The sequence below is a fragment of the Aeromicrobium phoceense genome (genome assembly GCF_013868155.1).
Lineage (GTDB): Bacteria > Actinomycetota > Actinomycetes > Propionibacteriales > Nocardioidaceae > Aeromicrobium > Aeromicrobium phoceense.
The window spans coordinates 2,085,592-2,098,921 of record NZ_JACEOG010000001.1; the positions used below are offsets into that span (position 1 = coordinate 2,085,592).

The 13,330-nt window shown below is 70.4% G+C and carries 11 protein-coding genes; 8 read left to right on the forward strand and 3 right to left on the reverse strand.

Features of this window, described 5'->3' with window-relative positions:
• Window positions 1-110 precede the first annotated feature (110 nt).
• The 5 genes from acnA (at window position 111) to H1W00_RS10065 (ending at window position 7,359) form a co-directional block, all read left to right on the forward strand.
• The gene (acnA, locus tag H1W00_RS10045; protein WP_181755576.1) at window positions 111-2,912 is read left to right on the forward strand and encodes an aconitate hydratase AcnA; all 2,802 of its coding nucleotides are present in this window, start codon (window positions 111-113) and stop codon (window positions 2,910-2,912) included.
• Between the two features lie 93 nt (window positions 2,913-3,005).
• On the forward strand, window positions 3,006-3,512 hold the full coding sequence (locus H1W00_RS10050; protein WP_181755577.1) for a flavin reductase: 507 nt from the start codon (window positions 3,006-3,008) through the stop codon (window positions 3,510-3,512).
• 47 nt (window positions 3,513-3,559) lie between these two features.
• Complete coding sequence (gene dxs, locus H1W00_RS10055) at window positions 3,560-5,449, forward strand: 1-deoxy-D-xylulose-5-phosphate synthase (protein ID WP_181755578.1); 1,890 nt, start codon at window positions 3,560-3,562, stop codon at window positions 5,447-5,449.
• Window positions 5,446-6,342 (forward strand): proteasome assembly chaperone family protein, encoded by an 897-nt coding sequence (locus H1W00_RS10060; protein WP_181755579.1) that lies wholly within the window; start codon window positions 5,446-5,448, stop codon window positions 6,340-6,342. The genes dxs and H1W00_RS10060 overlap by 4 nt, the downstream gene beginning before the upstream one ends.
• Window positions 6,343-6,480: 138 nt before the next feature.
• Entirely contained in the window at window positions 6,481-7,359 is an 879-nt protein-coding gene (locus H1W00_RS10065; protein WP_181755580.1) for an acyl-CoA thioesterase domain-containing protein, read from the forward strand.
• A 51-nt stretch (window positions 7,360-7,410) separates the two neighbouring features.
• Here the strand turns inward: H1W00_RS10065 and H1W00_RS17075 are convergent, their stop codons facing one another.
• Both H1W00_RS17075 and H1W00_RS10075 read right to left on the reverse strand, forming a co-directional pair.
• A complete protein-coding gene (locus tag H1W00_RS17075) occupies window positions 7,411-8,289 on the reverse strand; it encodes a MaoC/PaaZ C-terminal domain-containing protein (protein ID WP_181755581.1) in 879 nt (292 codons plus the stop codon).
• Window position 8,290: 1 nt separating this feature from the next.
• On the reverse strand, window positions 8,291-9,622 hold the full coding sequence (locus tag H1W00_RS10075) for a 3-oxoacyl-ACP reductase (protein WP_181755582.1): 1,332 nt from the start codon (window positions 9,620-9,622) through the stop codon (window positions 8,291-8,293).
• Between the two features lie 129 nt (window positions 9,623-9,751).
• Between H1W00_RS10075 and H1W00_RS10080 the strand changes: the two genes are divergently transcribed.
• Window positions 9,752-11,101, forward strand: a complete 1,350-nt coding sequence (locus H1W00_RS10080; RefSeq protein WP_181755583.1) for an acetyl-CoA C-acetyltransferase — start codon at window positions 9,752-9,754, stop codon at window positions 11,099-11,101.
• 72 nt (window positions 11,102-11,173) lie between these two features.
• Here the strand turns inward: H1W00_RS10080 and H1W00_RS10085 are convergent, their stop codons facing one another.
• Entirely contained in the window at window positions 11,174-11,827 is a 654-nt protein-coding gene (locus H1W00_RS10085) for a TetR/AcrR family transcriptional regulator (RefSeq protein ID WP_181755584.1), read from the reverse strand.
• Between the two features lie 93 nt (window positions 11,828-11,920).
• Between H1W00_RS10085 and H1W00_RS10090 the strand changes: the two genes are divergently transcribed.
• Window positions 11,921-12,787: an SDR family oxidoreductase gene (locus H1W00_RS10090; RefSeq protein ID WP_181755585.1), complete on the forward strand. Its 867-nt coding sequence runs from the start codon at window positions 11,921-11,923 to the stop codon at window positions 12,785-12,787.
• Window positions 12,784-13,323 (forward strand): carboxymuconolactone decarboxylase family protein, encoded by a 540-nt coding sequence (locus H1W00_RS10095; RefSeq protein WP_181755586.1) that lies wholly within the window; start codon window positions 12,784-12,786, stop codon window positions 13,321-13,323. Before H1W00_RS10090 ends, H1W00_RS10095 begins: the two co-directional genes overlap by 4 nt.
• Window positions 13,324-13,330 lie beyond the last annotated feature (7 nt).

The following is a 13,330-nucleotide window of genomic DNA, read 5'->3' on the forward strand; positions in this document are numbered from 1 at the left end:
GTTTGATATCGTTTATCTTGACATCAAGATAACTGGTACTTAGGCCATCCTGAACGCCCCCGGGCGGCCCCACGGGGGGCAGGATGGGAACACCAGTGAAGGAGAAGCCCATGAGCGTCGACACTTTCCAGGCCAAGGACTCCTTGGCGGTCGGGGAGAAGTCCTACGACTACTACCGGCTCGATGCGGTCCAGGGCGAGGGACTCGACGTCGCCTCCCTGCCGTTCAGCCTCAAGATCCTGCTCGAGGCGCTCCTGCGCACCGAGGACGGCGCGGACATCACCGCCGAGGACATCAAGGCGATCGCCTCGTGGGACCCGAACGCGGATCCCAGCAAGGAGATCCAGTTCACGCCCGCCCGCGTGATCATGCAGGACTTCACCGGCGTCCCGTGCGTCGTCGACCTCGCCACGATGCGTGAGGCGATGGCCGACCTCGGTGGCGACCCCTCCAAGATCAACCCGCTCGCGCCCGCCGAGATGGTCATCGACCACTCCGTGATCGCCGACGTCTTCGGCACGCCCGAGGCGTTCGAGCGCAACGTCGAGATCGAGTACGAGCGCAACGGCGAGCGCTACAAGTTCCTCCGCTGGGGCCAGGGCGCGTTCAGCGACTTCCGCGTCGTCCCGCCGGGCACGGGCATCGTGCACCAGGTCAACATCGAGAAGCTCGCCCGCGTCGTGTTCACCCGCGACAGCGACGGCGGTGTCGTGGCCTACCCCGACTCCTGCGTCGGCACCGACTCGCACACCACGATGGTCAACGGCCTGGGCGTCGTCGGCTGGGGCGTGGGCGGCATCGAGGCCGAGGCCGCGATGCTCGGCCAGCCGATCAGCATGCTCATCCCGCGCGTCGTCGGCTTCAAGCTCTCCGGCGAGCTGCCGCAGGGCGCCACCGCCACCGACCTCGTGCTGACGATCACCGAGCAGCTGCGCGAGCACGGCGTCGTCGGCAAGTTCGTCGAGTTCTACGGCCCCGGCGTCAGCGCCGTCCCGCTGGCCAACCGCGCCACGATCGGCAACATGAGCCCCGAGTACGGCTCCACCATCGCGGTCTTCCCGATCGACGGCGAGACCACGAAGTACCTCGAGCTCACCGGCCGCTCGGCCGAGGAGATCGCGCTCGTCGAGGCGTACGCCAAGGCCCAGGGCCTGTGGCACGACACCGACCACGAGCCGCGCTACAGCGAGTACCTCGAGCTCGACCTCGCGGACGTCGTCCCGTCGATCGCCGGCCCGAAGCGCCCCCAGGACCGCATCGCGCTGACGAACAGCAAGACGGCCTTCCGTGCGTCGCTGCGTGACTACGTCGATCACAGCGAGCAGCAGCTCAACGGGTACGACGAGGCTGTCGACGACTCCTTCCCCGCGTCCGACACGCCCAAGACGTCCACGTACGCCAACGGCGGCGAGGGCCCGAGCGAGCATGCGACCGGTGCCCCCGGCGAGCGTGTCCGCAACCCGCAGAGCGTCACGCTCGAGGACGGCACCTCGTTCGAGGTCGACCACGGCGCGGTCACCATCGCGGCCATCACGTCGTGCACCAACACGTCGAACCCGTCGGTCATGATCGGCGCCGGACTGCTGGCCAAGAAGGCCGTCGAGAAGGGCCTGCAGCGCAAGCCGTGGGTCAAGACGACGCTGGCGCCGGGCTCGAAGGTCGTCACCGACTACTACGAGAAGTCGGGCCTGAACGTCTACCTCGACAAGCTCGGGTTCAACCTCGTCGGCTACGGCTGCACCACGTGCATCGGCAACTCCGGGCCGCTGATCCCCGAGGTCAGCGCGGCCGTCAACGAGGGCGACCTGGCCGTCTCCGCGGTGCTCTCGGGCAACCGCAACTTCGAGGGCCGCATCAACCCCGACATCAAGATGAACTACCTCGCGTCCCCGCCGCTGGTCATCGCGTACGCGCTCGCCGGCTCGATGGACGTCGACCTGTTCAACGACCCGCTGGGCCAGGACGCCGACGGCAACGACGTCTTCATGAAGGACATCTGGCCGTCGCCGGCCGAGGTCGAGGACGTCATCGCCAGCTCGATCGACGCCGACACCTTCAGCCGCGAGTACGCCGACGTGTTCGCCGGTGACGAGCGCTGGCAGAACCTGCCGACCCCCGAGGGCGACACGTTCGCGTGGGACGAGGACTCCACCTACGTCCGCAAGGCGCCGTACTTCGACGGGATGGGCCTGGAGCCCGACGCCGTCACCGATGTCGAGGGCGCGCGGGTCCTGCTGAAGCTGGGCGACTCGGTCACCACCGACCACATCAGCCCGGCCGGCGCGATCAAGAAGGACAGCCCCGCCGGCAAGTACCTCATGGAGAAGGGCGTGCAGCCGCGCGACTTCAACTCGCTCGGCTCGCGCCGCGGCAACCACGAGGTCATGATCCGCGGCACGTTCGCCAACATCCGGCTGCGCAACCAGATCGCACCCGGCACCGAGGGCGGCTTCACCCGCGACTTCACCGCCGACGGCGAGGTCACCTCGGTGTTCGACGCCTCGCAGCATTACCAGGAGGCCGGCATCCCGCTGGTCGTCCTGGCGGGCAAGGAGTACGGCTCGGGCTCGTCGCGCGACTGGGCGGCCAAGGGCACGGCGCTGCTGGGCGTCAAGGTCGTCATCGCCGAGTCGTACGAGCGGATCCACCGCTCGAACCTCATCGGCATGGGCGTCCTGCCCCTGCAGTTCCCCGAGGGCGAGACGGCCGAGTCGCTGGGCCTGACCGGCGAGGAGACCTTCACGGTCACCGGCATCACCGAGCTCAACGACGGCACCACGCCGCGCACGGTCAAGGTGAAGGCCGACGACATCGAGTTCGACGCCGTCGTCCGCATCGACACCCCCGGTGAGGCGAACTACTACCGCAACGGCGGCATCATGCCGTACGTGCTGCGCTCGCTGCTCGACTGAGTGAGACGTCCTGGACTGCCCGCCACCGTTCCGGTGGCGGGCAGTTCTGCGTCATGGGGTGTCCGGCGCGGCGGCGGATGATGGGATGGGGGAGTGACGATCCACTCGGAGCACCCGTTCGTGCCGGCTGACCGCGACAAGGACGCCTTCCGCCGGCTCCGGGGCCGCCTCCCTGCCCCGGTCACGAGCGTTGCCGCCGGGGCGGGCCGCGACCGCGTCGGACTCACCGTCTCCTCGGTGCTGCTCGCTGACGGGGAGCCGGCCCGGATCGAGCTGCTCGTCGATCCCGACTCCGACCTGGGGGAGTCGCTCGACGTGGGCTCCCGGGCCGCGGCCAGCGTGCTGCAGCCGGGCGACGACTACCTCGCCGAGGTGTTCGCGGGCCTGGCGCCGGCCCCGGGAGGCATGTTCACCGTGGGTCGCTGGACCGACTCCGCGTGGGGACCGCGGCTCGAGGACCGGTCGTGGTGCGGGTTCACCGTGGACGAGACGACCGAGATCGGCTGGTCGCTGCGCGTGACCGGAACGGTCCACGAGGTCGGCGTCGAGTCCTCCACCGGGACGGCCCACGCCCGCGGCCGCTTCCACGACCTCGGCTGACGGCCGGTCGTGGCGCCTCGCTGGCCGGGCGTCGTTACGATGGAGGAATGCCGTCAGTGCTCAGCTCCGTGTCCGGTCCCGCCGACCTGCGACGCCTGGACGACGAATCGCTGACGCGGCTCGCTGCCGAGGTCCGTGAGTTGCTGATCGAGTCGGTGGCCGCCAACGGCGGACACCTCGGTCCCAACCTCGGCGTGGTCGAGCTGACGATCGCGCTGCACCGCGTGTTCGACTCCCCGAACGACAAGATCGTCTGGGACACCGGACACCAGGCGTACGTCCACAAGATGCTCACCGGCCGCGCCGAGCAGTTCGGCGACCTGCGCAAGGAGGGCGGCCTCTCCGGCTACCCCAGCCACGCCGAGTCGCCCCACGACTGGGTCGAGAACTCGCACGCCTCCACCTCGCTGTCCTACGCCGACGGCCTGGCGCGCGCCAACGCCGTGCAGGGCAAGGACGACCACGTCGTCGCGGTCATCGGCGACGGCGCGCTCACCGGTGGCATGGCGTGGGAGGCCATCAACAACATCTGCGCCGACAACTGCCGGCGCGTGGTGATCGTCGTCAACGACAACGGGCGTTCGTACACGCCCACCGTCGGTGGCCTGGCGAACCGCCTCACGCAGATCCGCACCAACCCGCGGTACGAGCCGGCCCTGAGCGCCATCCGCGAGCGGATGACCGCCGGCCCGAAGTTCGCCGAGGTCGCGTACGAGGCGCTCCACGCCATCAAGAAGGGCTTCAAGGACGTCCTCGCCCCGCAGGGCATGTTCGAGGACCTCGGCATCAAGTACCTCGGTCCGGTCGACGGACACGACCGCCACGCGATGGAGCAGGCGCTCACGGCGGCCCGCAACTTCGGCGGTCCCGTGCTCGTCCACGCGATCACCACGAAGGGCCATGGCTACGACATCGCCGTCGCCAACGAGAACGACCAGATGCACCAGGCGACCCCGTTCGACCGGCTGACGGGCGAGGCCATCAGCATCGCGCCCGCGGGCTGGACCTCCGTCTTCCGTGACGAGATCGTGCGCATCGCCGACGACCGCCCCGACGTCGTGGGCATCACCGCGGCCATGCTGTACCCCACGGGGCTCGACGCCTTCGCCGACAAGTTCCCCGATCGCGTCCTCGACGTCGGCATCGCCGAGCAGCACGCCGTCACCAGCGCCGCAGGCATGGCGATGGGCGGCCTGCACCCGGTCGTCGCGGTGTACGCCACGTTCCTCAACCGCGCGTTCGACCAGGTCCTGATGGACGTGGCCCTGCACCGCCAGGGCGTCACGTTCGTGCTCGACCGCGCCGGCGTTACCGGTGACGACGGCGCCAGCCACAACGGCATGTGGGACCTCTCCCTCATGCAGCTCGTCCCCGGCCTGCACCTGGCCGCCCCGCGTGACGGCAGCCGACTGCGGGAGCTGCTGCGCGAGGCCGTCGAGATCGACGACGCGCCGAGCGTGGTGCGCTTCGCCAAGGGCCCCGTGGCCCCCGACCTCGAGGCCGTCGACCGCGTCGGCGGTGTCGATGTCATGCACCGGTCCGACGACGCCCAGGTCCTCGTCGTCGGCGTCGGCACGATGGCCGCGATGGCGGTCGACGTGGCCCAGCGCCTCGAGCAGGAGGGCGTGGCCGCGACGGCGATCGACCCCCGCTGGATCAAGCCGCTGGACCCGGCCGTGCTCGACCTGGCCGCCGACCACCGTCTCGTGGTGACGATCGAGGACAACGGCCGCCAGGGCGGGGTGGGGTCCACGATCCTGCACGCCGTCAGCGACCGCGGCCTCGACGTGCCGGTGCGGATCCACGCCGTCGCGCAGGAGTTCCTCGACCACGCGAAGCGCGACGTGATCCTGCGCCGCCTCGGCCTGACCCCGGAGTCGATCACGCAGGACGCGCTGGCCCGGCTCGGGGAATGTCCCGAGGGTGACCGGCGTTGACTCCGAAGTGGTTCTCACGACGACGTTCCGATGAATACGAGCGCGACCCGATCCCGCTGATCGTCGCCCTCGACGGCTTCCTGAGCGCGGGCTCCTCCTCGGTCCTCGCGGCCGAGCAGCTGCGCACCGACGGCGGCGAGGTGGTGCACGAGTTCGACCTCGACTCGATGTTCGACTACCGCGCCCGGCGGCCCCCGATCACGTTCCGGCGTGACCACTACGTCGACTACGTCGAGCCCGTCCTGCAGCTCACGCGTCACACCGACCGCGTCGGCACGCCGTACCTGCTGCTCGCCGGTCCCGAGCCCGACTTCGGCTGGGAGGCCTTCGCGGCCGAGACGATCGACGTCATCACCGAGCTGGGCGTCCCGCTCACGGTGGGCCTCGGTGGCGTGCCGATGGGCGTGCCGCACACGCGGCCGCCGCTGCTGACGATGCACGGCACCCGCCCCGAGCTGGTCGACCGGAAGAACTTCTGGAACGCCGAGGTCACGGTGCCGTCGTCCGCGCAGTCGCTGCTGGAGTTCCGGATGCGCGAGCACCGGCTCGACGCGATCGGCTACGTCGTGCACGTGCCGCACTACCTGGCGCAGATCGAGTACCCGACCGCCGCGATCGCCCTGCTGGAGGCCGTGGGCCTGCGCCTGGGCCTCGAGTTCGACCTCGAGGACCTCCGGGCCCGCCAGCCCGAGTCCATCACCGAGATCGAGCAGCAGATCGCCGAGCAGGACGGTGAGCAGGTGCTGGCCGGCCTGGAGGAGCAGTACGACATCTTCAGCCGCGGCGCGGCCGAGTCGCTGCTCGCCGACGACGCCAGCCTCCCGACCGGAGACGAGCTCGCGAGCCAGCTGGAGCAGTTCCTGGCCAGGCAGCGCAAGGACGATCAGGGCTGACCGAGCCTGGCGTGATCTCGATACACCGCCTCGCTTCGCTCGTCGGCACTCGATCACCGGAAGTTGTGACGACGGTTACGGCTGCGCCGTGCCGTCGTCGGCCCGGCGACGCCGGCCGACTTCGATAGGATCGCGATCGTGCCTGCCTCCGTGAACGAACTCGTCGACCTGCTGCAGATCGAACAGCTGGAGGTCAACCTCTTCCGCGGTGGTCAGCCCAAGGAGTCGCGCCTGCCGCGCGTCTTCGGCGGCCAGGTGGCCGGTCAGGCCGTGAGCGCAGCCCAGCACACCGTCACCGACGGGAAGCACCTGCACTCGCTGCACGCGTACTTCATCCTCGGCGGCGACCCGAGCATCCCGATCATCTACGACGTGGAGAGCGTGCGCGACGGCCGCTCCTTCGCCACGCGCCGGGTGTCGGCACGTCAGCACGGCGAGGTCATCTTCTACATGACCGCCTCGTTCCAGCGCGACGAGGAGGGCTGGGACCACCAGGACGTCCTGCCGCCCACGCCGGGCCCCGAGGAGGCCACCTCGATGCTCGACCTGGTGAAGTACATCAGCCCGGACGGCGCCGAGCAGTGGAAGCGCGAGTGGGGCGGGTTCGACATGCGCTACGTCGGGGACCCGCGGCCCGAGGACGACCCCTCCCGCCCGGACGTCCCCGTCGTGCAGCGCATGTGGTTCCGCGCGAGCGACGCTCTGCCGGACGATCCCGAGCTGCACCGCGCCGCGTTCACCTACTACAGCGACTTCAGCCTGCTGGGCGCCGCCCTGGTGCCGCACGGCCTCGTGATCAGCTCTCCGAAGGTGCAGCCGGCCTCCCTCGACCACGTGGTCTGGTTCCACCGGCCGTTCCGGGTGGACGAGTGGCTGCTCTACGACCAGACGTCGCCGTCGGCCTCCGGTGCCCGCGGCCTCAGCACGGCCCGCGTGTTCACCCAGGACGGCACGCTCGTCGCCACGGTCGCGCAGGAGGGCCTCATCCGCCCGGCCAAGCCCCGCGACGAGCGCTGACGAGACGAAAGGGCCCGCCACACAGCACGTGTGGCGGGCCCTTTCGTTCGCTCAGGCGGGCGTGATGCGCCCCACGAGGTGGGGAGCTGCCGAGCGGGCGTCGCGGACGCCGAACGTCGTCACGGCGCCCTCGGCCTCGGTGCCGAACACGACGGTGGCGGGCAGCAGGACCGGCTTCTTGAACTCGACGTCCACCGTGTAGGCGTCGGGCAGCCGGTTCTGCAGCGCGGCGAGGCTGTGGGCCTTCGTCCACATGCCGTGCGCGATCTGGCGCGGGAAGCCGAACGCCTTGGCCGTCCACGGGTAGAGGTGGATCGGGTTCCGGTCGCCCGACACGGCGCCGTAGCGACGTCCGAGGTCGCCACCGAGCTTCCAGTGGACGACTCCCTCGGGAGCGTCCACGCCCGCCAGCGGGGGCACTGCGGGCTCGTCGCCGCCCTTGCTGCTGCGGAACAGGACCGTCATGGTCTCGTCCCACACCAGCTCGCCCGCCACGTGGGCCTCGCTGACCAGCGAGATGAGGCGTCCCTTCGGGTGCGGGTCGTCCGCCGTGGCCCGCAGCGAGAGGTCGTAGATCTCCTCGCGACCGATCGGCCGGTGCTGGGTGATGCGGTTGCGCAGGTGCACCGCGCCCATGGGCGGGAACGGGAACGCCGTGTCCGTCATGAGGCTCAGGTGCAGCGTGTGCGCCGCGATGTGCGGGTACGTGGCCGGGAGGGTCTCGGCACGGGCGAACCCGCACACCTCGTTGTAGCGGTCGAGGTGCGCCAGGTCGGTGGCCACCCGTGTGCGCCGCAGGATGACGTCGGGCAGGCCGCCCCGATCGTGCTTGATGCCGGGCAGGCCGCCGACGACCGGGATCGCCGGCAGCGCCGCCTTGAGCATCAGCGGCAGGCCCGCGGGCGCCTTGTCGAAGGTGCGCGTGGTCACGTCAGGCACCGAGGAAGCCCTGGCCGCAGACCCGCACGACGTTGCCCGAGATCGCCGACGAGCCGGGGTGGCAGTACCAGGCGATCGCCTCGGCGACGTCGACCGGCTGGCCGCCCCGCGACAGCGAGCTGAGACGACGTCCGGCCTCGCGGATTCCCAGCGGCATCGTCTGGACCATGTCGGTCTCGATGAAGCCCGGGGCGATCGCGTTGACCGTGATGCCGTCGCCGGCGACCCGGGGCGCCAGGGCCTGGACGAAGCCGATGACGCCGGCCGTGGCCGTGCCGTAGTTCGTCTGGCCGTTGTTGCCGGCGATGCCCGCGATCGACGAGATGCCGATGACGCGGCCACCGGGGCGGATGAGCTTCTGCTCGAGCAGGTGGGCCGTGATGCGCTCCGGCGCGCCGACGCTGATGTCGACGACCTTCGCCCAGTTCTCGGCCTTCATGTTCCTGAGCCGCTTGTCGCGGGTGATGCCGGCGTTGTGGACCACGAAGTCGACGCCGTCGCCGAGGCCCGCGGCGATCGTCTCGGGAGCGTCGTCGGCGGTGATGTCGCAGACGATCGAGGCGCCGCCCAGCTCGGCCATGAGGGCGTCGAGGTCCTCCTGCAGCGGCGGGACGTCGAGGCCGATGATGGTGGCGCCGTCGCGGTGCAGCGTGCGCGCCATGGCTGCGCCGAGGCCGCGGGAGGCACCCGTGACGAGGGCGACCTTGCCGGCGAGCGGACGCGTCGGATCGGCGGGGGAGTCGGCCTCCGCGAGCTCGGTGGTGCCCAGGCGGACGACCTGGCCGTCGACGAACGCCGACTTGGCCGAGAGCAGGAACTGCAGGGTCGAGCCCACGGCGTCCTTGGACTCGGGCGTCACGTACACGAGGTTGGCGGTGCTGCCGTTCGCGCCGACCTCCTTGCCGAGCGAGCGGACGAAGCCCTCCAGGCCGCGCTGCGCGATGGCGGCGCCGACAGTCTCGGCGCGCTCGGGCAGCAGGCCGATCACGACGATCTTGGCGCTGCCGGCGAGGCTGCGCAGGACCGGCGTGAAGAACTCCTGGAGGGCCACGGTGCCGGCGGCCGAGTCGATCCCGGAGGCGTCGAGCACGAGGCCCTTGTAGCGGCGACCCTCGGCCCGCACGGTGGTGGTGTCGATGCCGGCGCCCTTGAGCAGCCCGGGCAGTGAACCCACGACGAGGCCCTCTCCGCCGATCAGGACGGGACCGTCGACCAGCGCACCGCCTCGGTAGCGCTCCAGCTCCGGAGGGTTCGGCAGGCCCAGGTTCTTCACCAGGAACTGACCGATCGGGTTCTGGATCATCGACTTGTAACGGTCGCTCATCGCAGGATGTGTCCTATCTCTCGGATCTCTCGGATACCATCGGTATCTGAACGCGTTAAGGTGACTCTAGCCTGCACGGCAGCGCCACGGCAAAGGAAAGCGACGTAGGTCGCAGACGAAAGGTTCCGCATGGCTGACAAGCCCTCCACGAAGGCCGCGAAGGCCACCAAGGCCGCCCCCCAGGACGCCGCCACCATCCGTCGCGTCGCCGTCATCGGCGGCAACCGCATCCCGTTCGCGCGCTCGAACTCGGTCTACTCGGGCGTCTCCAACCAAGAGATGCTCACCGCCGCGCTCGACGGGCTCGTCGACCGCTTCGGCCTCGAGGGCGAGCGGGCCGGCGAGGTCGTCGCCGGTGCCGTCCTGAAGCACGCGCGCGACTTCAACCTCACGCGTGAGGTCGTCCTCGGCTCCAAGCTCTCGCCCGCCACGCCCGCCACCGACATCCAGCAGGCCTGCGGCACCGGCCTGCAGGCGGCGTTCCAGGTCGCGAACAAGATCGCGCTCGGCAAGATCGAGTTCGGCATCGCCGGCGGCACCGACACCACGTCCGACGCCCCGCTGGCCGTCAACGACAAGCTGCGCAAGATCCTGCTGCAGGCCAACCAGGCCAACGCCAAGGGCGACAAGAAGGCGCTGGTCAAGCTGCTCACCAAGATCCGCCCGAGCTACCTGGCCCCAGACCAGCCGCGCAACGCCGAGCCGCGCACCGGCCTGTCGATGGGCGACCACCAGGCGCTCACCACGCACGAGTGGGGCATCACCCGCGAGGCGCAGGACGAGCTGGCCGCTCGCTCGCACCAGAACCTCGCCGCCGCGTGGGAGTCGGGCTGGCAGGACGACCTCGTCTCGCCGTTCAACGGCGTGGAGCGCGACAACCACCTGCGCCCCGACTCCACGGTCGAGAAGCTGGCCAAGCTCAAGCCGGTCTTCGGCAAGCAGCTCGGCGACGCCGCCACGATGACCGCCGGCAACTCCACGCCGCTGTCCGACGGCGCCTCGGTGGCGCTGCTGGCCTCGGAGGAGGAGGCCGCGCGTCGCGGCTGGGACGTGAAGGCGTTCCTCGTCGACTACGAGACGGCCGCGGTCGACTACGTCAACGGCGGCGAGGGCCTGCTGATGGCTCCGGCCTACGCGGTGCCGCGGATGCTCGAGCGCAACGGCCTGACCCTGCAGGACTTCGACTTCTACGAGATCCACGAGGCGTTCGCCGGCCAGGTGCTTTCCACGCTCGCGGCGTGGGAGGACGCGGACTTCTGCAAGCAGCGCCTCGGCCTCGACAGCCCGCTGGGCTCGATCGACCGCAGCAAGCTCAACGTGAAGGGCTCGTCGCTCGCCGCGGCGCACCCGTTCGCGGCCACGGGCGGGCGCATCATCGCCAACCTCGCCAAGCTGCTGGAGGAGAAGGGCTCGGGTCGCGGCCTGATCTCGATCTGCGCCGCCGGCGGCCAGGGCGTCGTGGCGATCCTCGAGCGCTGACGCGACGGACGAACGAAGCGGGGCCGGTGGCATCAGCCACCGGCCCCGCTTCGTGTGCGTCGTGGGGGAGCGTCAGTCCTGGATCTCGACGATGGCGCGCACCGAGCGCTTCGCGAGGTCGAGCACCTCGGTCGTGGGCAGGTGCTCCATCGTCGGCAGGCCCGAGTTCAGCTCGCGGATCGAGCGCTGGAACGTGACGAGGTTCAGGATGCCCAGGCCCTGCGTGTACATGATGTTCGCGACGAGCTCGGGGTCCTTGACGTCGAAGTCGCCGTTGGCGTTGCCGGCCAGGATGGCCGAGGTGATGTGGTCGAAGCAGCGGTTGATCGCGGCGCCCAGCTCGGTGAGGCGGTCGAGGCTGATCTGCTCGAGCAGCTCGGAGCCGCGGTGGCGCAGCAGCGACTGCGCGCAGTCGACGAACGCGGGGTACTCGCTGCCGTAGGAGAGGAACTCGACGGTGATCGTGTCGATCCGCTCGATGGGGCTCAACCGGGAGTCGTCGGACTTGGCCAGACGGGTCTCGAGCTGGTTGAGGTAGTCCACCAGCGTCATCGCGAAGAGCTCTTCCTTCGTGGTGAAGTGGCGGTAGATGATCGCGCGGTTGATGCCGACGGCCCGGGCGATGTCCTCGATCTGCGCGTCCCGCATCCGGCGTTCGTCGAACAGGGCGCGGGTCGCATCGAGGATCTCGCGCGTGCGTTGCGCCCTGCGCTCGACGATGGCCATACCGACGACCTTATCGGCTTCGTCCGCGAAAGTGACGTCCGGCACCGCGCGCGCGTCAAGGCGATGTGACGCACAGCACGTAGGGTGTGCAGCATGGCGAAGTTGGACATACGTACCAAGCAGTGTGTCGTGACCGGTGCGGCCGGCGGGATCGGAGCCGCCACGGCGCTCGCGCTGGCTCGCGCCGGTGCGCGTCTGGTGCTCACGGACCTGGACCCGGTCGGGCTCGAGCGCACGGTGGAGCAGGTCAGGGCATCTCGGGGCCAGGTCGTGCTCAGCCGTGCGGTCGACCTCACCGACGCCGACGCGGTCCGCCGCTTCGCCGCTGACGTGCGGGAGGAGGTGGGGTCGCCCGACGTGCTGCTGAACATCGCCGGCATCTCGATCTGGGGCACGATCGACCGGCTCCAGGAGGAGCACTGGCGCCGGCTCGTCGACGTGAACCTCATGGGGCCCGTCCACGTCATGTCGTCCTTCCTGCCCGGCATGATCGAGGCGGGCCGCGGCGGTCACGTGGTCAACGTCTCGAGCGCCGCGGGGATCTTCGGACTTCCGTGGCACGCGGCCTACAGCGCCAGCAAGTTCGGGCTCCGTGGCGTCTCGGAGGTGCTGCGGTTCGACCTGCGGCGGCACGGGATCGGCGTGAGCCTCGTCTGCCCCGGGGCGGTGGCGACACCGCTGGTGCGCGATCTCGAGGTCGTGGGCGTCGACCGCTCCGCGCCGTCGTTCCAGGCGATCGAGCGCCGGTTCCTCCGCCACGCCATCAGCCCCGAGGCCGCGGCGGACGCCATCGTCAAGGGCCTCGAGCGACGGCGCTACTGGGTCTACACGTCACGCGACATCCGGCTCGGCCACTACGCCCAGCGCTGGTTCCCGTGGGGGTACGGACTGGCGATGCGGTACCTCAACCGGATGCTGACGCGGGCCGAGGCCCGGGCGATGAGCGGAGGAAGGCGATGAGGGCGCCGCGCGTCACCCCCGGCGGGCGCCGGCAGCTCGGGCCGGTGAACCACCTGCTCGGCCGTCTGCTGTCCCGGGGTGCGGGCGTCAGGAACGCCCACCTGTTCACCACGCTCGGCCGCAACCGCGGGCTGTTCCGCGCGTGGCTGCTCTACTCCGGTGCGCTGATGCTGCGCGGACGGCTGCCGCGGCGGGAGACCGAGCTGGTGATCCTGCGGGTCGCCCACCGGTGCGACAGCGAGTACGAGCGGCAGCACCACGTGCGGCTCGGTGCCAGGGCGGGCCTCGGGCGCGACGAGATGGAGCGGGTATGTGACGACGGCCTCGCCGGGTGGAAGCCGTCGGACGAGGTGCTGCTCGCGGCCACCGACCGGCTGCTGGCCGAGGACGACGTCGACGACGCGACGTGGCGGCGGCTGCGCGCCTACTGGGACGAGGCGCAGGCGATCGAGCTGTGCCTGCTCGTGGGCCAGTACCGCGGCCTCGCCACCACGATCCGCACGCTCGGCATCGCTCCCGACCGCTCGACGGACTGACGACTCC

Bases quoted from the DNA above. Each gene is read 5' to 3' on its own strand.
- acnA (WP_181755576.1), top strand. From the start codon at position 111: ATGAGCGTCGACACTTTCCAGGCCAAGGACTCCTTGGCGGTCGGGGAG.
- dxs (WP_181755578.1), top strand. From the start codon at position 3,560: ATGCCGTCAGTGCTCAGCTCCGTGTCCGGTCCCGCCGACCTGCGACGC.
- H1W00_RS10075 (WP_181755582.1), bottom strand. From the start codon at position 9,622: ATGAGCGACCGTTACAAGTCGATGATCCAGAACCCGATCGGTCAGTTC.
- H1W00_RS10080 (WP_181755583.1), top strand. From the start codon at position 9,752: ATGGCTGACAAGCCCTCCACGAAGGCCGCGAAGGCCACCAAGGCCGCC.
- H1W00_RS10085 (WP_181755584.1), bottom strand. From the start codon at position 11,827: ATGGCCATCGTCGAGCGCAGGGCGCAACGCACGCGCGAGATCCTCGAT.
- H1W00_RS10090 (WP_181755585.1), top strand. From the start codon at position 11,921: ATGGCGAAGTTGGACATACGTACCAAGCAGTGTGTCGTGACCGGTGCG.
- H1W00_RS10095 (WP_181755586.1), top strand. From the start codon at position 12,784: ATGAGGGCGCCGCGCGTCACCCCCGGCGGGCGCCGGCAGCTCGGGCCG.